Below are 19300 nucleotides of genomic sequence, written 5' to 3'. Positions count from 1 at the left end.
ATACGCCCCTGGACTGCGAAAACTCATTATTTAGTTCAGTTAACTTGTAGCACCATGACGGGCGGGGGCGCTGCGACGGGTCGATGTGCTGTTCGCGCGCCTGATCGATGGTGAGTGTGCCTGGCCACCAGGCGCCCGCATTGTCCTGCTGCCGCCAGGTGTCGGTCCAGGTGCAGATGCGTTCGATCGCCTCCTGTGCGCCGGTCACGCCGACGTCGCGAAGCACGGCCAGGGACAGCAGGGCCAGGGCCGAGGCGATGCCGTGGGACGCGGACGTGGTGCAGATGCAGCAGATCGGGCAGCACGACGGCCAGGGGCACCGTGCCGGCCTTCTTCAGCATGTCGCGGTAGGTGGCGAGTGTCTGCCGTCGCTGTGCCCAGCAGGAAACGATCTGCTCGCCTGCCAGGTGTCCGGCCAGGGCTTCATGGTCGCCCGGCCGGGCCATGCGTACGGCCTGGTCATAGATGATCCGGTCGGGTGGGGACGCGTCGGCGCGGCTGTGACGGATCAGCCAGCGCATCGCGGCATCGGCGTCACCCAGGCAGGCGGCGGCGATGTCGAGCAGGCTGGCGGCGGTTATCGCGTGCAGGTTCGGCCCTGCCCGGGAGGCGGTCGCCGTCAACTGCGCGAGGGCGGCGGCGGAGTCGGCCGCGAAGTAGGCCTCGACCGCGTTCATGACGGCGGGTCCGCCGAAACGGGTGGTCTCCGGGAGGTAGGTGTCCCACTGCACGCGCGCCGTCAGCCTGGCTCGGCGCACCTGCTCGGTCCATGCGGTGACCTGGGCAGCGGCGTCGGCGAATCTGCTCTCGGGAACGGTAAGCCGGATGCGGAGATGGTGGTCGGGATCGCGGTAGCGAAGAAACCACCACTGGGTGTCGGCGCCGAGCGCGTCGACCAGGCGTGGCAGATGGCGGATGAGGATGGCATCGTGCCGGTCGGGGTGCCCGTACAGCTTGAGCGACACCCGCCCGTGCTGGCCGGGCAGGAAGCCATGCTCTCGAGTAGTCACCTCGCGCGGGAGGCGAGGTTGCTCGGCAGGCCGGCCGGTCGCGGAGAGTGGGATCACGAGCTCGTGGCCGGGGCAACCGATCCATCCGGCCGCGTCCACTTCAGGGGCGGTGCGCAGCACGGCGATGCCGGCGCGGTCCACTTGGGCGCGCAGCAGGGCGCGGTGCGCGGGCTCGCGGAGGTTGATCTGCCCACGGCACGCGATGCGCCGACGACGACAAGCGTGAACCGGCCCTCGGCCAAGGCCCGCGGGGTGGGCGCCTCGATCCGTACGGTCAGCTCCGTGGTGGGCTGAACCGGGGCGTCCGGGCCCACACCGCCGAGGTCGGCGATCATGTCGTCGTCGAGCAGGATCTCGCGCTGGCGGCGTAGCGCGGCGTTGTGGGCCATGGCCAGCAACTTGCGGTCGCGGTCGGCAAGGATCACCTCCTCCGGCGCGTGTGCGCCGTCGTACCCGGCTGGGTAGCCGAGCCCGATGTCGGCGTCAACGACGTCCCGGAGCGGGACCAGGGCGCGCGGGCCATACCGGTCCAGGAATCGTTCATGCCAGGCCACCCACACAGCGGAGAGCACGGGCCGGCGGGCCAGACGGACAAGTGCGGCTGCCGCCGTAGCCGCCTCGGAGGCCACCGCGGCGGGCACCGTCACCTCCCCGTCCAGGCGCAGATCGACCGAGAGCGGCGGGCGCTTGGTGTGATGGATTCCCGCCATCGCCACCACGGCACGTGCTCGATACTCGCCCGTCGCGGCCACGGGTGCCCGGTCATGAGCGGCGAGTTCGTCAGCGAGGGCGTGCAGGCTCTTCACGATGTCGGCCACCTCGCCGATCTCCCATGCGTTCACCGCGTCCAGCTCCTGGAGGAGGTGCCGCAGAGGATCACAGCGCGTCATGGGCGGGCGCAGGCTGGTGAACAGAAGGCGCTGGGCGACCAGCTCGGCCACGAGCGTGTCGACGGTGGTCTCGGCAGCGCGCGGGGAGGCCGCCGACAGCCGGGTGATCAGGTCCGACACCAGGAGGGGATCACGGGCAAGTCGGAGCGCGGTCCGTACGGGGCCGGTGGCGCGCACGCTCACATGCCCTGAGGCACCGCCGGCCTCGGTGCTGGGGCGGTGTTCGAGCACCAGGCGGCCATCACGCTCGAAGACGAGGTTGTTGGCCGTCACCTTCAGTCGCCGCCGCAGCGCCGTCTCGCCTTCCAGCCGTTGTACGACCCCGCCGAGCCACTCCGCAGTGACCCGGGCCCTCGGGCGGTGCGCGTCCCCGCTGTGCACCGCAGGGAGGTCCGGCGCGGAACTGATGCGCATCGGAGCGATGCCAGCGAACAGGCCGAACGGCGTGGCCCGGCCCGAGGAGCGCAGCAGGTAGCGCATCACCGACAGCACCGCCCGGCGCATCGCCAAGTCGGACATGCGCCGTCCAGCGCAGATATCGCGTCCTCGCCTTGCCAGGTCAGGGCTGGCCTGCTCCACGGCCGCCGCGAATCCGGGCGTCTGCCACGTGCAAGCCAGCCAAGCGCGCCAGGAAGCGGGACCCGCGTCCGGGCCGGTCAGATCAGGCCACGCTGTGATCCGCTGATCCGGCGGCCACGCTGGGGCACGCAACATTGCGGAGCCGAGGTATCGGTACATCAGCCGCTCCCGTGGTTGGGGGTGCCCGACCAGCCGGGCAGCGATGGCCGGTCGGGCGCTCGGGTCAGGCGTCGAATCTCAATGGAGCGCCTACGTGCCGCAGCTCACGCATGCGGTCCCGCACGTCGAGTTGCAGCCGTCGTCGGTCATGCGGATGAGCTGATCGGCGGCCACGCCGGACTCGACGATGGTCACGTCCAGGTCGGCGAGCCACTGGGTGTCCCAGCCATCGGCGGCCTGATCGGGTTCGGGTGGCGCGAGTGCTGCCGCGCCTCCGGCAGTGCGGGCGGTCATGACGGTGCCTCCTTCGTTGGGGCGGTTGGGGTTCCCCGGTGCCTCCAGGGGCAGGTCCGTTCGACCTTCCCGAGGGCGCCGGTGGTCTAGTGCCAGGTGACGACGACGGTCCCGTGCCGTTTCGGCAGGACACCGGCCGAGGAGGCCGGCGGGGTGGCGGCCTTGGGGATGTACCGGATGGAAGCGGCGCCGCGTCGGTGGTACTTGTCCGCCCACTGGCGCAGCAGCTCCGCGTACCGGTCGGCGAGCTTTCCGGCCGACGGGCCGTGAGCGTAGACGCCGCTCTCGTATCCGCTGCTCAGCTCGTCGCTCGGCCGCGCCGCGCGGTAGGCGAAGCTGTCCCCGTTGATCAGGACGGGCACGCCCCTGAGGGCCGGGCGGGCGACCAGATGTTGGTCGACGGCCTCTTGGTCGGCGTGCAGCAGCGCCATGTTCGGGTCGTTGGTGAGCAGGAACAGTGCCTGCTCGCCGGGCAGGTCGAATACCGCGCCGGACCAGCGTTCGAGCCTCGGCAGGTGCAGCGCCCGGCGTAGCGCTGTCCCGGTCGAACGCGATCCAGCGGGTCGTCCCCTTCATCCGGAGCGGAACAACGATACGGCCGTCGTCGCCGAGTTGCTCGATCCAGGCGGGCGGGATGTCCCAGCTCCCGGCCGTGACGATGATCCTCTCGAACGGAGCAGCCTCGGGGACGCCCCGCTCCGCGTCGGCCAGCACCACGTGCACGTGGTCGTAGCCCGCCTCGTGCAGGAAGGCGCCGGCGCGTTCGACGATCTCCGGGTCGATGTCCACCGTGGTTACGCGTCCGCTGTCGCCGACGAGCTCGGCCATCAGCGCGGCGTTGTAGCCGCCGCTGCCGGCCTCGCACACGCGCATGCCAGGCTTGATCTCAGCCGCTTCCAGCATGACGGCCTGGAGGTGCGGGGCGGATACGGAGCTGAGGGTCAGGCCGTTGTCGTCGCGCTTGACGATCGGCGCGTTGTCCACGCCGTAGGCCACCTCCAGCGACTCGCCCGGCGTGAACAGGTGGCGCGGCACAGTGGCGAAGGCCGCCGCCACGGGCTCGGACTGGATCGCGCCCTGCTCGCGGAGTTCACCCACCATGGTGGCACGCAGCTCGGCAAAGTCTCGGACGTCGTTGTCGGTGGTCAAGGGTGGATCCCCTCTTCGTGGACGTGATAGAGGCAGCCGACCAGTTTGTGGGTATCGATGATCAAAGAGGGCTGGCACCCGGGCAGTTCCCGGGCCGGCACGCTGAGGGATAACCCCGACTTCCGGTATTCGACGACCTCACGGGTCCGCTGCTGGGGCGCGGTCACGGCGTCCTTGGGCAGGAGCGGAACGAACGCTGAACTCACGACAATCTCCATGGCAGGACCATCGACGGCGCTGTCAGCGTGACACGACCGCGAGGAGAATGACGAGGAATATTCTTGAGATTTCTCGAATCTGATCAGCATGCAGGGACGGCGCGAAATATCGAGCTACGCCGTCGCGGCGCTTTCGCCATCGTCGTCGGGGAGCTCCGAGCGCAGTTCCTCCATCACCTGGGTGATGACGGCGCGGGCGCGGGCGCCGTAGGCCGCGACGGAGGCCATCGCCCCGAAGACCTTCTCGTGCAGGTCGATCTCCTGGGCCTGGGTCAACGTCAACTCGGCCGAGAAGATCTCCACGAGCACCTGACGGTCATCGAAGATCCTGAAGCCGCACCCAGGAGCGACGACGAACGGCGTGCCGAACGGGATGACGCCGAGCCGCACGTTGGGCAGTGTCGAGGCGGCCACCAGCCGATCGAACTGAGGCAGCATCAGCTCCGGCGGGCACAGCCGGTACCGCAGAACGGCCTCGGTGATCACGAAGTGGAAGCGCTTGCGCGGGTCGTAGAGGATCTCCTGGCGGGCCAACCGTGCGCGAACGGCGCCGTCGATGTCGTTGGTGATGCCGAACAGCCCGATGGCCTGAGCCAGCCGGTGACGGGCGTATCCCGCTGTCTGGAGCAGTCCGGGAACGAAGGCGGGCTCGAAGACCCGGAGACGAGTAGCGCGCCGTTCCATATCGGCCCAGTTATCCTGATGGTGGCGAGTGCCCCCGCTCAAGAGGCGCTGCCACTCCGCGTGCGCAGACTCCATCGTGCGCAGCATGGCCAGCGCCGAGGCGCCGTCCTGCTCGTCGCCGGTCGTCGCGCCGACCCAGCCGGTGACCTCGGCCTCGGTGGGAGTCTGCTTTCCCGTCTCCAGTTTCGAGATCTTCGAGGCAGGCCAGGAGAGACGCTCGGCGAGCTCACGGCCGGTCAGGCCGGCGGACGCGCGCAGGCTGCGCAGCTTGTTGCCGAGTGCCTCTCGGGCTTGCTGGACGCTGGTCACGCCCCCCTTTCTACTCAGCCGTCCTACCCCCGTGCCAAGTCAGCGAGGAACTGTTCACGGGTGACCGCCCGGTGCCAGGCGTCGTCACGAGCCGCCGCCAGCTCGACCACGATGGCCGGGTCGGTGACGATCTCGGCACCGAGCAGTACGTCATCCTCGTCGAACTTCAGCCGAGCGGCCCATTTGGAGTCGAACAGCCAATAGTCGAGCTCCGGCAGACCGGCCGCCTGCGCCCGGTCCAGGTAGCGGATGTGCTCCCCCGCCTGGATGGCGAACTGCGCGCACCACAGGCCGAAGCGGGAGTAGTCCGACAACGGGACGGAGACGACCCGCACGCGGTGGACGAACTTACCCTTGGCCGCGTGTTCGGCCATGAGATCGAGCCATAGCCGATTCCACGCCAGGTCGTCGGGCTCGCCGGCGAGGAATCGGCGGAGCGGCTCGTACTCGCCCGGAGAGTTGTAGCATTCCCGAGGCTCCAGCCGGAACGCGGTGTGCTCGAACGCCCTGAACAGATCCCCGAACGCGTCGCCGGAAACCAGGGTCAACGACCCTCACCGGCGCCTTCGTCAGCCGCCGGGGTCGTGACGGCGTCGTGGGCGGTAGCGGCCTGGTAGAACCTCAGCAGCGCTAGCGGGATCTCGATGTCGGCCTCCCCGGAAGGCACCTCTCCGAGGTCGGCGAGCGCCTGCGAGTCAGTCACGCAGTAGCCCCGCACCACGAGGCTGCCCCGGTCGGTGGCCCAGAGTGTGGGCGAGCCCCCATTCTGCGAAGTCGAACCGAGGAACGTAACCCTCATATCTGCCTCCCCCGGAGAAGAATTCGAGAACATTCACCATGAGAAAACTACGACTCGACGTAGCCGTCAACCCTCTGGACGCGACCGGTCTAGAGGGCCGGCGGCTCACGCCATCCAGCGCGTCATCGGGGTCTGCAGCCATCGGGTCCCCCTCACCGAGGACATTCGCGCCGCGATCCTGAGCTGCCCGAGGAAGATGTGGGAGGTCGCCTACGACGCCGATGGACGGATCCGCGTCGGCGCCAAGGCCGACCACTCGGCCCCATGCGGCCCAGGCGATGGATTGGAAGGGGGCTGACCCCGCGGGTGGGGACTCGGCACAGCCCACGCGCCACCTGGTGAGGCGAGGCTCCGGAGACCGCGTCCAGCGCCTCAGCCTCCCAGGTGTCATCGACGCCGGCCCGGGTCTCGATTTGGTAGGCCACCGGCCGGAGAGGGATCACTTACGACGGAGGGCCCGCGCTAACGTGCGGAGCAAGCAGGTCAAGGTCAGCGACACGGAGCGCATGAGCTAGGCCGAGGCGCGGCGGCTGTGGGAGCGCATCGTCCTCGGCCGCGCCCGATAGACACGCGGCGGTCCTGCGCGGAACACGGGCCGGGTCCGTCGCGTCAGACCGTGCAACGCCCTCGACGCCGTCAGGCCCGGCGGCGCGGCCTCATCGCCGCCTTCACCAGCAGGACCACCCCGAGCACCACGCCCGTCATGACGAGGGCGAACCCGATCAGCAGGTTCCAGTTCCCCAGGGCGCCCAGAACCGGGGCCTCCGGGCTGGCGTAGAAGCCGGCGATCCACAGAACACCGACGGCCGGCAAGAGCGCCGTGGTGAGAACCTTCCGCCGCGATCCGCCCTCGACCGGTTTCCGACGAGCATCGGAATCGTCCACCGAATGACTCCTGTCCAGCGCCTCATGAACAAATCATTCTGAACGCCAGTCGCTTTCTGCGGGCCATGCTGAGGAGTGACGATATAAGGCCTCGGCCCGCGTCCTCTGGCCGCCAATGCCCGCCGTATCTCCCGTTCAAAACGTCGAGCATCACGGGAATCGCGGCGCCCTCCTTTCACGCCATCTCGAACCAGACGACCCGGCCGCTCTCGTCGTCTTTCCAGCCCCAGGAGGACGAGAGTTCCCGGACCCGCGTTCCTCATCGCGCCACCTCCCAGACCCGATCGGCCGCGTCGCCCGCCAGCGCCCGTACGCGCCGGTCCTCGCCCCGCCCCCACGTGTAGAACCACGTGCCTTTACGCGCCATCGCCATGACACGGAGCGGCCCGGACTCCCGGGGAACCAGCAGAGCCGGATCCTTGCCCATCGGCAACTCGACCGCCGCGCCGAGACCGCGCCTGTGCAGATCCCACGCCAGCCGGACCAGGTGAATGAACTGCTCTTCCTTCACCTTTCGGGAATTCCGCTGAGCGCTTATGGATGGGGCGCCATTTCTGCAGTGGCAATAGCGGCGGGAACTGTGTCGAGGTCGCCGGCAATCTGCCTGGGCTTGTCGCCGTCCGTGACAGCAAGAATCCTGCCGGTCCGGCCCTCGTCTTCACCCCGGGGGAATGGACCACCTTCCTCGGCGGTGTGAAGACCGGCCGCCTCCGCCGATAAGCGCCCCCACTCTCAACAGCTTTGTCACAGCCACCCTGCCGGGGGTACGGCCCGTCCGTCCCCCCGGCAGGGTAGGCGCGCGTCACCGGCCCACCCAACCGCGTCCCAGACACCCGAAATCCACCGGGCTCAACCCCGACCGAAGCTCACGGGCTGGGCGGGAAGCACCGGCCCACCACCCAACCGGGCTCCGGGTGGGCCAAACACCCATCCCCACCCGCCGCCGACGGTCACCCCATCGTCTCCGCCCCGATCGACGGCCCCTTCGGCCGGACGTTCACCTTCGCCGACCCCGACGGCTACCAGGTCACCCTCCACGACCGCACCTGATGGGCCATCACGGGCCGGACGGAGAGCACCGGCCCACCAGGTGGGCCGAGTAGCTACCCGAGGGTCGAGGGATCGGTGTTGGCGCCGCAGATGAGGACGGCGACGCGCTCCCCCGGGTCCGGGACGTACGCGCCCGAGCGCAGGGCGGCCAGGGCGGCGGCGCCCGCGTGCTCGGCCGCGATGCGATGGTCGCGCCACAGCTCCGCGCGCGCCCGTACGATCGCGTCGTCGCCGACCAGGACGGCCCGTACGCCCGCCTCCCGCACGATGCCGAGCCCGATACGCCCGATCTTGCTGGCTCCCAGCGCGTCGGCGGCGACCCCGCTCACCTCCACCTGCACCGGGCCCCCGCCCCGCGCGAGGGCCTCGTGCAGCGTCGGGATGCGCTCGGGCTCCACGGCGACGACCTTGACCGTGCCGGCCACCGCCGCCACGATGCCCCCGACCAGCCCGCCGCCGCCCACCGCGACCAGGATGGTGTCGACGCCCCCCGCCTCACGGGCCTGTTCGAGGATCTCCAGGCCCACCGTCCCCTGACCGGCCACCACCTCGGGCTGGTCGTAGGCGTGCACCTCCAGGGCTCCGGTCTCGGCCGCCCGCTTGGCCGACGCCTCGTACGCCTCCGCGAAGATCGCACCCGTCTGGGTGACCTGGGCGTCGAGGGCCCGCAGGCCCGCGACCTTCACCGGCGCGCAGACCTCGGGCACGAAGATCTCCGCCCGGACGCCGAGCGCGCGCGCCGCGTACGCGACGGCCACCCCGTGGTTTCCGCCGCTCGCCGCAATGATCCCCGCATCGGGAAGCCGTCCGGCGGACAGGATCCGGTTGAACGCCCCTCTGGTCTTGAACGACCCGGCGTGCTGGTGCCCTTCCAGCTTCAGCAGCAGGCCGGGCGCCGCCTCGTACAGCGGAGTGCGGCGGACGCGGCCGGCGATCAGGGTGGCCGCCCGCTCGACGTCCTCGCGCGTCACCTCCATCGCGCGCCTACTTTCCGAGGGCCTGGACGAAGTCCGCCCACAGGTCCTCGGGATGCTCGATGCCGACCGAGACGCGCACGGTGCCCTCGCCGATGCCCGAACGGCCGAGCTCCTCGGCGCTCAGCGTGCGGTGGGAGGTCGTCGCGGGGTGCAGGATCAGCGTCTCGACACCGCCGAGCGAGGGGGCGAGCAGCGCCAGCCGTACGGAGCTCATGAACCGCTCGCCGGCCGCGCGGCCACCGGCCAGGTCGAACGCGAAGACCCCGCCGAAGTCGGGCAGGAGCTTGGCGGCCAGCTCGTAGGAGGGGTGGCCGGGCAGTCCCGGCCAGTGGACGGCCGTGACGGCGGGATGCTCGGCAAGGCGCGTGGCGAGCAGGCGGGCGTTGTCGCAGTGCCGTGCCATGCGCAGGGGAAGCGTCTGCATGCCGCGCAGCGTCAGCCAGGCGGCGAAGGGGTCGGGGGTGGCGCCGAGCTTGGCGGCGAACGACCAGACCTTGCGGTAGAGGGCGTCGTCGGCGAAGACCACGATGCCGCCGATCACGTCGCTGTGGCCGCTGAGGTACTTCGTCGTGGAGTGGACCACGATGTCGGCGCCGTGCTCCAGAGGCCGGCACAGGACCGGCGAGGCGAAGGTGTTGTCCACCACGGCGACCAGGCCCGCCTCGCGGGCGGCGGCGCACATGCCGGGAAGGTCGGCCACCTGGGTCATCGGGTTGGCGATGGTCTCCAGGTAGAGCAGCTTGGTCTCCGGCCGTACGGCCGCGCGCACCGCCGAGGGGTCGTCCTCGGGGACGTAGGTCACCGTGATCCCGAAGCGGTCGGTCAGGTCGGCGATCGTCGCGGCGGTCCCGCCGTACAGCGCGGACTGGGCGATCAGGTGGTCGCCCGGCTTGAGCAGCCCGAGCAGCACGCAGTTGATCGCCCCCATGCCCGAGCCCGCCGCGACGGCGGCCACGCCGCCTTCGAGGCCGGCGACCGCCTCCTCCAGGGCCCGGACGGTGGGGTTGCTGAGGCGCCCGTAGACGAAGGCGCCGTCGGGGCGTCCCATGCCGTCGGCGAAGACGGCCGGGTCGTCGAAGACGAATCCGGAGGTCTGGTACAGAGGGGTCGCGATCGGCGTGCTGCCGTTCAGGGGCGCCTTCGGCAGGTGGACGGCCCGCGTGTCCGGGTGCAGGGAAGTCATGTCGTCAAGCATGGCCATAAGAAGGGCCATTTGTCAGATCTGTCCGATCCACGGACTGTCCCCCGGGCGCTCCACGGCGAACGTTCGCGTCCGTCCCGTGACTCCCGGACGAACTCCGCCGGAAGGACCCCATCACCAGGCCCTCCACTCTTTACCGGGCTCAGACGTCGGTGATGCGCAGACCGGCGTGGGCCTTGTAGCGGCGGTTGATGGAGATCAGGTTGGCGGTGAAGGCCTCGATCTGGTGGGCGTTGCGTAGCCGCCCGCCGTAGACCCCGCGCACGCCGGGGATCTGGGACGCCAGCGCCTGCACGGTGTCGGTGGCCTCACGGTCGTCGCCGAGCACGAGCACGTCGAGGTCCACCTCGGCGACCTCGGGGTCGAGCAGCAGGACGGCGGAGACGTGGTGGAAGGCCGCCACGACGCGGCTGTCGGGAAGTACGGCCGCCGCCTGCTGGGCCGCGCTGCCCTCCTCGACGGTCAGCGCGAAGGCGCCCTGCTTGTCGAAGCCGAGCGGGTTCACGCAGTCGACGACGATCTTGCCGGTCAGCTCGGAGCGCAGCGACTCGATAAGGGGCTTGTGCCCGTCCCACGGCACCGCGACGATCACGATGTCGGCCTCCGAGGCGGCGCCGGAATTCTCCGCACCGCGCACGGGAAGGTCGGCTCCGAGGCTCTCGGCCGCCTCCTGGGCGCGTGAGGCGCTCCGCGACCCGATCACCACGGGGTGCCCGGCCAGCGCGAACCGGCGGGCGAGTCCCTTGCCCTGATCACCTGTGCCGCCGAGGATCCCGATCGTCAGGCCGCTGACATCCTGGAGCCCATCGCCCATGATCATCGTCTCCTTGCTCTCCCCATGATTCCTTCCGATCATGCCAGGTGTTTCTTATCGGGACGGCGGCGGGGGCGGTGATGCACCATGGACCCATGGACGCTGCGTCGGTGGCATTCCTCCGCGAGGTGCTCTCCACGACCGGGTGGGTGGAGCGCACCCGTGAGTTCGGGCTCGGCCTGCGCTCGACCCGCACCCCGGGGGGGCTGCTCGTCGTCGGCACCCCCGACGAGGAGCCGTGGCATCTGGCCGCGCACCTCGGCGACGAGGCCCGCGTCTCCGGGCTCGCGCAGCTCGCGCCCACGCTCGTCCGCTGGTCACCGCCGCCCGGGGCCCCGCCGCACCTGGCGGTGGGCATCGACCGCATCGAGGCGGCACGGCGGGGCGAGACCCTGTTCGTCGTCTCCGAGCGGAAGGCCCCGGTTCCGCTGCTCGAACGCGTCGACGACGCCAGGCGCACGGGGGCGACGATCCTCGCCCTCGACGGCGGCGATCCCGAGCTGGAGGGCCTGGCCCACGACGCGCTCACGGTCCCGTCCGAGGACGGCCTGTTCACCTTCGACGCCGCCCAGCATCTGGTGAGCATGGCCGCAGGCGAGAGCCCGCGCTCGCGCACCCGGCTGCTCGACCGGCTGGCCCGGCTCGCCGAGCGCATCACCGGCCCCCGCGTCGCCGACTGAGGCCATCTCCGGCGCGCCGTGGGCAAAACGTTCACCAGGATGGGACGGGCTTTCGCTCGCTTCTGAACCCTGACCACCCGTGTCGCATCCCCCCTCCGGGGCCCGAGTGCCCGTCCCCAGCACGGGCGTAGCGTGAGAGACGAGGGTGGTCTTCGGGGCTCCGCGCGGACGACTGTCGGCGTCTCGGCGCCGGGGCCGGCACACACGGAAGGGACACCGGCGATGAACGATCCCAGCTTGACGATCACAGGAACTTCGGTACGCCACATCACCGTGAGACAACGGCCTGGCCCCGTCTGGACCGCCGGTCAGCTGAGGGCGGCGCTCTCATGCCTGCCCGACGACACCCCCCTCGCCGCCCGCGTGGCGACCAGGGACGAGGGCTTCACGGACAGACAGCTCGTCACGGGGGTCGACCTCGGCCTCGGCGAGCGGGAGGACGAGCCCCCCGTCGTGTTCGTCATCCAGTGCGAGTGGCCCGTCCGCTCGGCCGTGCCCCGGCAGAGGCTGGACCGCTCACGACCGGCCCGGTGACGGACACAGAACCGGCCGGACGGACCAGCATCGCGGCACCCCTCCATACAGACGCGCTTCCGCATGGATTAAGGTGAGTTTACTTGTACTTTACGGTCATGCGCCGGGATTATGTGGTTATAGGCACTTCTTGTAGTGTCTGCCCAAAATTAGGGCAATCAATCCCGTTAAGTAGGACCTGAGGTCGTGTATCTCCTTCTCGAAGTCCTGGGCATGCTCGGCGCCGGGGCACTGCTGTACGCCTACGCCATGCTGTCGATGGGGAAGATGTCCGGCGACGGCCTGGCGTACCAGCTCATCAACCTGGGCGGCGCGATCGCGCTCATGGTCAACTCGGCCGCCCACTTCGCATGGCCGTCAGCGGTGCTGAACCTCATCTGGAGTGGCATCGGGCTGCTGGCCCTCTGGCGGCTCGCCACGACACGACCGTGGAGACGCCGGAGGTTCCCGGACGGTACGTCGGCGGGAGGCTAGTCGCCGTCCCACTCCTTGTCCTCTTCCCGCCAGGCCTTGTTGCGCGCGGCGGCGGTCTGCAACGCGGCCGCCGCCTCGTCCCTTGTGGGATAGGGCCCTAGGCGGTCCTTGTTCGGGCAGCCCTTGTCGGGCTCGACCGCCATGTGCTTGAGGCAGAACCACCACTGCTCATCACTCATATGCCCTCCTCGCCCGGCGGTCTCCGGGATGACGCCGGAAACACCCGCCACGCTCGTTCTCAGGCCAGATCCTGCCCCCTTGGGGCCGAACTAGACTTGGCGCATGACGACACTGCTCCGGCCAGGGCGGCTCTCGCCCCCACGCAAGGTTCCCGCCCACATCGAGCGCCCGGAGTATGTCGGCCGCAAGGAGCCCCGAAGGGGCGAGTCCGACGTCCAGACGCCCGAGACGATCGAGCGCATGCGCGTCGCCGGGCGCATCGCCGCCCAGGCGCTTGAGGAGGTCGGCCGGCACGTCGCCCCCGGCGTGACCACCGACGAGCTCGACCGCATCGGCCACGAGTTCCTGTGCGACCACGGCGCCTACCCCTCGACGCTCGGCTACCGGGGGTATCCCAAGTCGCTGTGCACCTCGCTCAACGAGGTGATCTGCCACGGCATCCCCGACGACACCGTGCTCAACGACGGCGACATCATCAACATCGACATCACCGGCTACATCGGCGGCGTCCACGGCGACACCGACGCGACCTTCCTCGTCGGAGAGGTCGACGAGGAGTCCCGGCTGCTCGTGGAGCGCACCCGCGAGGCCATGATGCGGGCGATCAAGGCGGTGGCACCCGGGCGGCAGCTCAACATCGTCGGCCGGGTCATCGCGGCGTACGCCAAGCGGTTCGGCTACGGCGTGGTCCGCGACTTCACCGGCCACGGCATCTCGACCTCGTTCCACTCCGGCCTGATCGTGCCGCACTACGACGACCCGTCCCTGACGGTGACGCTGGTGCCCGGCATGACCTTCACGATCGAGCCCATGCTCACGCTCGGCACCATCGACTACGACGTCTGGGCCGACGGCTGGACGGCCGTGACCAAGGACCGCAAGCGGACCGCCCAGTTCGAGCACACGATCGTCGTCACCGACTCGGGCAGCGAGATCCTCACGCTCCCGTGACCTCCGGCCGGGCGGCGAGTCCCGGCTAGAGGTACAGGAACCACCAGACCAGAAGGGCGACGGCCACGACGGCCGGCACGGCGGCACGTCCCCTGAACCTGCTGCGGGCGAGCACCGCCAGGCTCAGCACGGCCGAGAGCACCGCGAGCGTGCCGTACCACGTCACGGCCGAGGGGATCCCCACCGCGAGCGCGGTCGCGTTGGACCTCGCCACGCTGTAGAGGCCGACCCCCGCGAGCAGCGTGAACGCCACCCCGGCCAGGCCGGCGACCGTCGTGAGGGCCACCACCGGCGAGACCGTCCCGGCCGCGCGCCGCCGCGCCAGCACCGCGGCCCCCGCCACCAGCTGCGCGGCCGAGGTCAGGAAGAACAGCACGAACGGTATGAGCAGCCACCAGGCGCCCGTGGCTACCCGGTAGACGGCCGAGGTGAGGTGGAACTCCCCCCGGCGCCAGACCTGGTAGGCCGCCTGGCGCGGGTCGCACGGCCCCGCCGTGGCGCGGGGGTCGGCGACGAACGCCGAGATGGTCTGGCGCCCGCAGCGGCTCGACAGGAAGACCGCGTGCCCCACTCCGGCGAACTCGGTGAAGCGCGCGCCGGGCAGCGCCCGGGAGGCGGTCCTGGCAGGCCCGGGCGGCGTGGCCGGGTCGTACTCCCCGCCCACGACCAGCACCGGCGCCGCCATGACGCCCGCGGCGGAGGCGGCGGGCGCCCGGGGCAGCCCCCATGCGGCGCAGACGGCCTGGTCGGCGGCCACGGTGAACCGCAGGGGGTGCTCCTGGTCGGCGAAGGTGTTGAGGGGCGCCTCGTCCTGGCACATCACGGCGTAGTAGAGGCCGAACTCGTGCGACAGCAGCCCGCTCCCGGCCTGGTCGGCCAGCACCGCCAGCGGGCGCTCGTCCCCCTCCGCCACACCGTCGACCAGCGCCGGGACGATGGGCAGGACGTCGACCTCGTCCATCGCCTCGACCAGGATCGTGGCCACGTCGTCACCGGTGAGACGCAGGGTCACCCGGCGGCCGGTGAGCGGGTCGGTCGTGTCCACCGGAGCGGGATGCGCGTTGAGACGACCGACCATCGTGGCGAAGCGCTCGGGCAGCCCCCGCCACCCCCGGCCGAGCCTCGACAGGGCGCCGTCGAGGCCGGCCCGGGCCTCGTCGTACCAGCGGGACCGCTCGGGCCAGTAGGAGTCCAGGACCAGCGAACGCGTCCCCGCCGGGTCGGCGGTCGCGGCGGCCAGCATCGACCGGGTGGAGTAGCTCACCCCGAACAGGTTCCACTGGTCGTATCCCAGCGCGTGCCGCAGGTCGACGACGTCGGCCGCGATCTCCTTGGTGACGTATCCGCGCAGGTCGACGCCTTGCCGGGTGAGCCGGTCACGGCAGGCCGCGGCCCCGGACGAGATCTTGCTCCGCTCGGCCGGGTCGGCGGTCTGGCCGGGAAGCACCAGCGTGTCGACGAGGGCGCGGGCGATCTCCGGGCAGTCGAGGCGCGGCCTCGACCATCGGCTGCCACGCTGCTCGATCACGACGACGTCCCGGTCGCGGCCGAAGGTCATGCCGGTCAGGTACCCGGTGAGCTGGATCGAGGAGGAACCGGGGCCCCCGCTGGTGTAGACGACCGGATCGGGCTTGCGGCCGGCCGCCGTCGAGCGGTGGACGGCGAAGCCGACGCGGATCTCCCGGCTCGCCGGGACGTCCCTGCGCTCCGGCACCACCAGGAAACCGCATCGGATGCCGGACGGCACGGCCACCGGGCAGGGGTGATCCTCCAGCCGGGGCGCGGCCCCGTCGCCGGCGGTGGCCGCGACCAGTCCCCCATCCGCCATGGCGGGCGACGCCACCAGCATCAGGGCCAGGACCGAGGCCGCCACGCCGGCCCTCCGCCACACCCGTGCCCGCCGGTCCGGCCCCGGGTGGGCCGAGGCCCCGTCCGCCGAGGCGGCGGGCGCCGGGAGCACGCGGGTCACGTGGCGGCTCCAGCGGCCGGGCGACGAATGACGATCACTGTTCCTGCTCCATCCGCCGGGGGGGTCTCACGCGGGTCGCCTCACGACACTAGTGCTGATCGGGAAGGCGGCAGGCGAGCACCTGCCCCCGGCGTGGCGCTCCTAACAGCCCCCGTGCGGGCCCCTGTCCCGTCCACCGCCGGCACCGCTGCCGTGCCGGGGTGTGGTTTTCCGCAGGTACGGGGCTGGGGTGCGTCCTCGCCAGGCTTGCGGCAATCCTCATGCCCGGAATGTCCGATCTTGCATAGCCTGTCCTTCGGAACCGGTGGCACCGGGATAATCGGGGTGACCGCCCTCGACCGGGGCCGCCCCGATGATGATGACGCCGTATGTGTTGCTGTCCTTGTCAGTTTCCCTTCGCGGCGCGGCCGAGACGGAAAGCCGAGATGAGGAAGAAGATGCCGCCGGGGATGGCGTAGCCGGCCGCGTTGAACAGCGTCGGGCTGTCCGCGGAGGCGCCACCGATGAACGACGCACCGGCGAGTACGGAGATGCCGCCGCTGAGGATCATCGGCCACTGGCCGCCCATCTCGCGACGGGTGACACCCACGATCAGCTGGACCAGCCCAGCCACGACTGCCCAAGCGCCCCACACGCGCAACACCGCCGGGATACCGGACGCGCAGGCGACGGCCACGCCGATGGTGGTGATCAGACTGACCGCGATGTTCACGTACAGCAGGGCAGGTGATCCGGTGGTGCGCGACGCGCGGGCGTCGATGACGGCGGCGGCCACGTCGAACAGCGGGTAGAGCACGAGCAGAGCGACCGCGAGCGGACCCAGGTTCGAGGCGGTCGTGAACATCGCGAGTGCCCAGACGATGGCGAACGCGAACCGGACGAAGTACAGCCGCCGCAGTGCGGACGCGGTCCCGGAAATACCGGGCGAAGCAGCGATAGTGCTCATGATGATCCTTCGGTGGATGAGCGATGTGGAGAGCGGTTCTCCCTACTAGACCGAACGTTCTGTCTCGGGACAGCATGGCAACCTGCGGCGCAGACTGTCAAGACCGAACGTTCTATCCGCTAGGATGGCGGTATGCCCAGCCAATCCGAAGGCCGGCCGTCCGAAGCGCGGTCCCGGCTGCTCAGCACGGCCACCCGGCTCTTCTACGCGGAGGGCATCCACGCCGTCGGCATCGATCGCATCGTCGCCGAAGCGCAGGTGACGCGGGCCACCCTCTACCGGCACTTCCCCGGCAAGGAAGACCTTGTCCTCGCCTACCTGAACGAGGTCGACCGAGCTATGCGGGGTCAGGCGGACGAGGCCGTCGCCACCGGACTCCCGGCCGCCGGCACCATCCGGGCCCTCAGCAAGTCCATCGCCCAAAGCATCCAGTCCCCCGGCTTCCGGGGATGCGCTTTCCTCAACGCTGCCGCCGAGTATCCCGACCCGGAGTCCCCGGTGCGCAAGGCCGTGCTCGGCCACCGCCAATGGTTCCTGGAAACCGTCACGGAACTGCTGGCCAAGATCCAGGACACCGGTGCCGAGCCCGCTGCCCGCCACTTTGTGATGATGCGCGACGGCGCCATGGCCGCCGGCTGCCTGTTCGACCCGGTGCTGATCTGTGAGACCTTCCTGCGCGGAGTCGAGAGGCTCCTGCAGGTTTATGCCGCCACCGACTACTGCGCGCGATGAGTCTGTCGATCTTCTACGCTCGGCATTCCACTACCAACAGCGCGAGAGAGCTCGCCGTATCTCGCTAGATGAGGAGAAGCGCGTGGACGACTTCCAGCCGGCGACGACCGCCGAGCATCTGCTCTGGCTGCTCGCCCAGCACGGCGTCGAGCATCTCTTCCTCAACCCCGGCACGGACTCCGCCCCGCTGCAGGAGGCGATCGCCACGCTCGCCAAGGCGGAGGTGACCATCCCGAAGGTCATCACCTGCTCGTTCGAGTCGGTGGCACTCGCGGCGGCGCACGGCTACTGGCAGGTGACCCGCCGCCCGCAGTGCGTCTTCGTCCACGTGGACGTGGGCACGCAGAACCTCGGCGCCATGATGCACAACGCGCTGCGCGACCGCGCCGGGGTGATCGTCATCGCGGGCAAGACCCCGTACGCCGAGGAGCCGGACTCCCCCGGCGGGCGCTCGCACACGATCCACTGGCAGCAGGACGTGCCCGATCAGGCCGGCACGGTCCGCGGCTACGCCAAGTGGGTCGTGGAGGTCACCCGGCCCGCCATGCTCGCCCGCGCCGTCGGCCGCGCGGTGCAGGTGGCGACGGGCGGCCTGCCGGGCCCGGCGTACCTCATGGTCTCCCGCGACGTCCTCATGGACCCGCCCGCCCGCGAGCTCGGCCGCACCACCGGGTACGCCGTCCCGCGCCCGCCGGCGGCCGACGCCGACACCGTGCGATGGATAGCCGAGCGGCTGGTGGAGGCCGAGCGGCCCCTGCTCATCACGGCGAAGGCCGGGCGGCGCCCCGAGGGCTTCCTGTCGGTCACGCGCCTGGCCGACCTGGCCGGGGTCCGGGTCATCGACCTGGCCGAGACCGGATGCCTCAACATCTCCACGTCCCATCCGATGAACCTCCTGACGGCGGCCGGCGGGCAGCGGGCCGTCGAGGAGGCGGACCTGATCCTGGTCGTGGACACCGACGTGCCGTGGATCCCGAGGTTCACCCGGCCACGTGACGGCGCCACGATCGTCCACATCGACGCCGACCCGCTGAAGACCGACATGCCGATGTGGACGTTCCCGGCCGACGTGGCCGTGACCGCCGACGGCGCCACCGCGCTCGGCCAGATCGTCGAGCGTCTGGAGGAGATGGGCCGCACCATGCCCCCCGCGGGACGGCCCGACGCGGCGCCTCCCCCCGCGGCCACGGTATCGGCGGAGGGACCGATCACCGCGTACGAGGTGGTCAGCGCCCTGAACGACGTGCTGCGCGCGGACGACCTCGTCGTGGAGGAGGCCGTCACCAACGCCCGCGTGCTCCACGAGGTCCTCGACCGCAGTCGGCCCGCCACGATGTACGGAACCGGATCGCCCGGGCTGGGCTGGGGGCTCGGCGGGGCGGTCGGGGTCAGCCTGGCCTCGCCGGGGAGCCGGGTGGTGACCGTACTCGGCGACGGCAGCTTCATGTTCGGCGTGCCGACGGCCGCGCTGTGCCTCGCCGCGGAGGCCGGCGCCCCCATCATGGCGGTCGTGCTCAACAACGACGGCTACCGGGCCAGCAGGCTGCCCGTCTTCGAGCTCTTCCCGGAAGGGATCTCCGCCACCCGGGGCGACGCCGAGGGAACACGCTTCAGCGCGCCGCCCGATCTGGCGGCGGTGGCCCGTGCGTGCCACGCCCACGGCGAGACCGTCACCGATCGCGCCGAACTGGTCTCCGCCCTCCGGCGAGGGCTGAGCGCCGTCGAGTCGGGACGGTCCGCGGTCGTGGACGTGCGCATCACCAGCGACTGAACCGCATCTCGACCCGCCGCCGTACGGCCGTTTCGTCACCCCCCG

22 protein-coding genes and 4 pseudogenes are annotated in these 19300 nt (G+C 70.7%); 8 read left to right on the top strand and 18 right to left on the bottom strand.

Translation table 11 applies throughout. The annotated features are described in order from the left end of the window. The 12 genes and pseudogenes from AB0O34_RS27155 to AB0O34_RS27100 all read right to left on the bottom strand — a co-directional run. Positions 1 to 226 (bottom strand): annotated as a pseudogene (locus AB0O34_RS27155) (hypothetical protein); the annotation flags it as partial. Positions 227 to 278: 52 nt separating this feature from the next. Beyond that, positions 279 to 965, bottom strand: a pseudogene (locus AB0O34_RS27150) (thiopeptide-type bacteriocin biosynthesis protein); the annotation flags it as partial. A gap of 98 nt (positions 966 to 1063) precedes the next feature. Beyond that, positions 1064 to 2614 (bottom strand): lantibiotic dehydratase family protein, encoded by a 1551-nt coding sequence (locus tag AB0O34_RS27145; RefSeq protein ID WP_363919997.1) that lies wholly within the window; start codon positions 2612 to 2614, stop codon positions 1064 to 1066. 114 nt (positions 2615 to 2728) lie between these two features. Further along, positions 2729 to 2932 (bottom strand): FxLD family lanthipeptide, encoded by a 204-nt coding sequence (locus AB0O34_RS27140; RefSeq protein ID WP_363919999.1) that lies wholly within the window; start codon positions 2930 to 2932, stop codon positions 2729 to 2731. A gap of 86 nt (positions 2933 to 3018) precedes the next feature. Further along, a complete protein-coding gene (locus AB0O34_RS27135; RefSeq protein ID WP_363920001.1) occupies positions 3019 to 3363 on the bottom strand; it encodes a hypothetical protein in 345 nt (114 codons plus the stop codon). Positions 3364 to 3529: 166 nt separating this feature from the next. Beyond that, positions 3530 to 4033: pseudogene (locus AB0O34_RS27130) on the bottom strand (methyltransferase domain-containing protein); the annotation flags it as partial. A 44-nt stretch (positions 4034 to 4077) separates the two neighbouring features. Beyond that, a complete protein-coding gene (locus tag AB0O34_RS27125) occupies positions 4078 to 4299 on the bottom strand; it encodes a hypothetical protein (protein WP_363919995.1) in 222 nt (73 codons plus the stop codon). A gap of 114 nt (positions 4300 to 4413) precedes the next feature. Next, complete coding sequence (locus AB0O34_RS27120) at positions 4414 to 5292, bottom strand: helix-turn-helix transcriptional regulator (RefSeq protein ID WP_363919993.1); 879 nt, start codon at positions 5290 to 5292, stop codon at positions 4414 to 4416. Between the two features lie 23 nt (positions 5293 to 5315). Then, positions 5316 to 5840 carry a DUF6879 family protein gene (locus AB0O34_RS27115; RefSeq protein WP_363919992.1) on the bottom strand — a complete coding sequence of 175 codons (525 nt, stop codon included), beginning with the start codon at positions 5838 to 5840 and terminating at the stop codon, positions 5316 to 5318. Then, a complete protein-coding gene (locus AB0O34_RS27110; protein ID WP_363919990.1) occupies positions 5837 to 6091 on the bottom strand; it encodes a hypothetical protein in 255 nt (84 codons plus the stop codon). The genes AB0O34_RS27115 and AB0O34_RS27110 overlap by 4 nt, the downstream gene beginning before the upstream one ends. A 636-nt stretch (positions 6092 to 6727) precedes the next feature. Continuing rightward, the gene (locus AB0O34_RS27105) at positions 6728 to 6976 is read right to left on the bottom strand and encodes a cell division protein CrgA (RefSeq protein ID WP_363919988.1); all 249 of its coding nucleotides are present in this window, start codon (positions 6974 to 6976) and stop codon (positions 6728 to 6730) included. A 259-nt stretch (positions 6977 to 7235) separates the two neighbouring features. Next, positions 7236 to 7487 carry a hypothetical protein gene (locus tag AB0O34_RS27100; protein WP_363919986.1) on the bottom strand — a complete coding sequence of 84 codons (252 nt, stop codon included), beginning with the start codon at positions 7485 to 7487 and terminating at the stop codon, positions 7236 to 7238. A gap of 29 nt (positions 7488 to 7516) precedes the next feature. Here AB0O34_RS27100 and AB0O34_RS27095 point away from each other — a divergent pair, with 29 nt between their 5' ends. Further along, positions 7517 to 7696: a DUF397 domain-containing protein gene (locus AB0O34_RS27095; RefSeq protein WP_363919984.1), complete on the top strand. Its 180-nt coding sequence runs from the start codon at positions 7517 to 7519 to the stop codon at positions 7694 to 7696. A gap of 219 nt (positions 7697 to 7915) precedes the next feature. After that, positions 7916 to 8026: pseudogene (locus tag AB0O34_RS27090) on the top strand (VOC family protein); the annotation flags it as partial. 53 nt (positions 8027 to 8079) lie between these two features. Here AB0O34_RS27090 and AB0O34_RS27085 read toward each other — a convergent pair. From AB0O34_RS27085 to npdG, 3 genes are all read right to left on the bottom strand, one after another. Then, the gene (locus AB0O34_RS27085; RefSeq protein ID WP_363919982.1) at positions 8080 to 9003 is read right to left on the bottom strand and encodes a serine/threonine dehydratase; all 924 of its coding nucleotides are present in this window, start codon (positions 9001 to 9003) and stop codon (positions 8080 to 8082) included. Positions 9004 to 9010: 7 nt separating this feature from the next. Beyond that, positions 9011 to 10186 carry an aminotransferase class I/II-fold pyridoxal phosphate-dependent enzyme gene (locus AB0O34_RS27080; protein ID WP_363919980.1) on the bottom strand — a complete coding sequence of 392 codons (1176 nt, stop codon included), beginning with the start codon at positions 10184 to 10186 and terminating at the stop codon, positions 9011 to 9013. A 160-nt stretch (positions 10187 to 10346) separates the two neighbouring features. Continuing rightward, complete coding sequence (npdG, locus tag AB0O34_RS27075; RefSeq protein ID WP_363919979.1) at positions 10347 to 11018, bottom strand: NADPH-dependent F420 reductase; 672 nt, start codon at positions 11016 to 11018, stop codon at positions 10347 to 10349. Positions 11019 to 11113: 95 nt separating this feature from the next. Here npdG and AB0O34_RS27070 point away from each other — a divergent pair, with 95 nt between their 5' ends. From AB0O34_RS27070 to AB0O34_RS27060, 3 genes are all read left to right on the top strand, one after another. After that, positions 11114 to 11698, top strand: coding sequence for a hypothetical protein (locus AB0O34_RS27070; RefSeq protein ID WP_363919977.1), 585 nt, complete (start codon positions 11114 to 11116; stop codon positions 11696 to 11698). Positions 11699 to 11935: 237 nt separating this feature from the next. Then, entirely contained in the window at positions 11936 to 12232 is a 297-nt protein-coding gene (locus AB0O34_RS27065; protein ID WP_363919976.1) for a DUF6225 family protein, read from the top strand. Between the two features lie 186 nt (positions 12233 to 12418). Next, entirely contained in the window at positions 12419 to 12706 is a 288-nt protein-coding gene (locus tag AB0O34_RS27060; protein WP_363919974.1) for a hypothetical protein, read from the top strand. On the opposite strand, the gene AB0O34_RS27055 is transcribed toward AB0O34_RS27060, so the two are convergent. Further along, complete coding sequence (locus tag AB0O34_RS27055) at positions 12703 to 12885, bottom strand: hypothetical protein (RefSeq protein WP_363919972.1); 183 nt, start codon at positions 12883 to 12885, stop codon at positions 12703 to 12705. The genes AB0O34_RS27060 and AB0O34_RS27055 overlap by 4 nt on opposite strands. A 103-nt stretch (positions 12886 to 12988) precedes the next feature. Here AB0O34_RS27055 and map point away from each other — a divergent pair, with 103 nt between their 5' ends. Continuing rightward, a complete protein-coding gene (map, locus tag AB0O34_RS27050) occupies positions 12989 to 13837 on the top strand; it encodes a type I methionyl aminopeptidase (RefSeq protein WP_363919970.1) in 849 nt (282 codons plus the stop codon). Between the two features lie 25 nt (positions 13838 to 13862). On the opposite strand, the gene AB0O34_RS27045 is transcribed toward map, so the two are convergent. Continuing rightward, complete coding sequence (locus AB0O34_RS27045) at positions 13863 to 15806, bottom strand: alpha/beta hydrolase (RefSeq protein WP_363919968.1); 1944 nt, start codon at positions 15804 to 15806, stop codon at positions 13863 to 13865. Positions 15807 to 16191: 385 nt separating this feature from the next. Continuing rightward, the gene (locus AB0O34_RS27040) at positions 16192 to 16752 is read right to left on the bottom strand and encodes a hypothetical protein (protein ID WP_363919966.1); all 561 of its coding nucleotides are present in this window, start codon (positions 16750 to 16752) and stop codon (positions 16192 to 16194) included. A 132-nt stretch (positions 16753 to 16884) separates the two neighbouring features. Between AB0O34_RS27040 and AB0O34_RS27035 the strand changes: the two genes are divergently transcribed. Then, on the top strand, positions 16885 to 17484 hold the full coding sequence (locus AB0O34_RS27035) for a helix-turn-helix domain-containing protein (RefSeq protein ID WP_363919964.1): 600 nt from the start codon (positions 16885 to 16887) through the stop codon (positions 17482 to 17484). An 82-nt stretch (positions 17485 to 17566) separates the two neighbouring features. After that, positions 17567 to 19255 carry a thiamine pyrophosphate-requiring protein gene (locus tag AB0O34_RS27030; protein WP_363919962.1) on the top strand — a complete coding sequence of 563 codons (1689 nt, stop codon included), beginning with the start codon at positions 17567 to 17569 and terminating at the stop codon, positions 19253 to 19255. The last annotated feature ends 45 nt before the right edge of the window (positions 19256 to 19300 follow it).

It is taken from the genome of Sphaerisporangium sp. NPDC088356 (genome assembly GCF_040685555.1).
Taxonomy (GTDB): domain Bacteria; phylum Actinomycetota; class Actinomycetes; order Streptosporangiales; family Streptosporangiaceae; genus Sphaerisporangium.
This window is presented reverse-complemented; position numbering and strand designations above follow the sequence as displayed.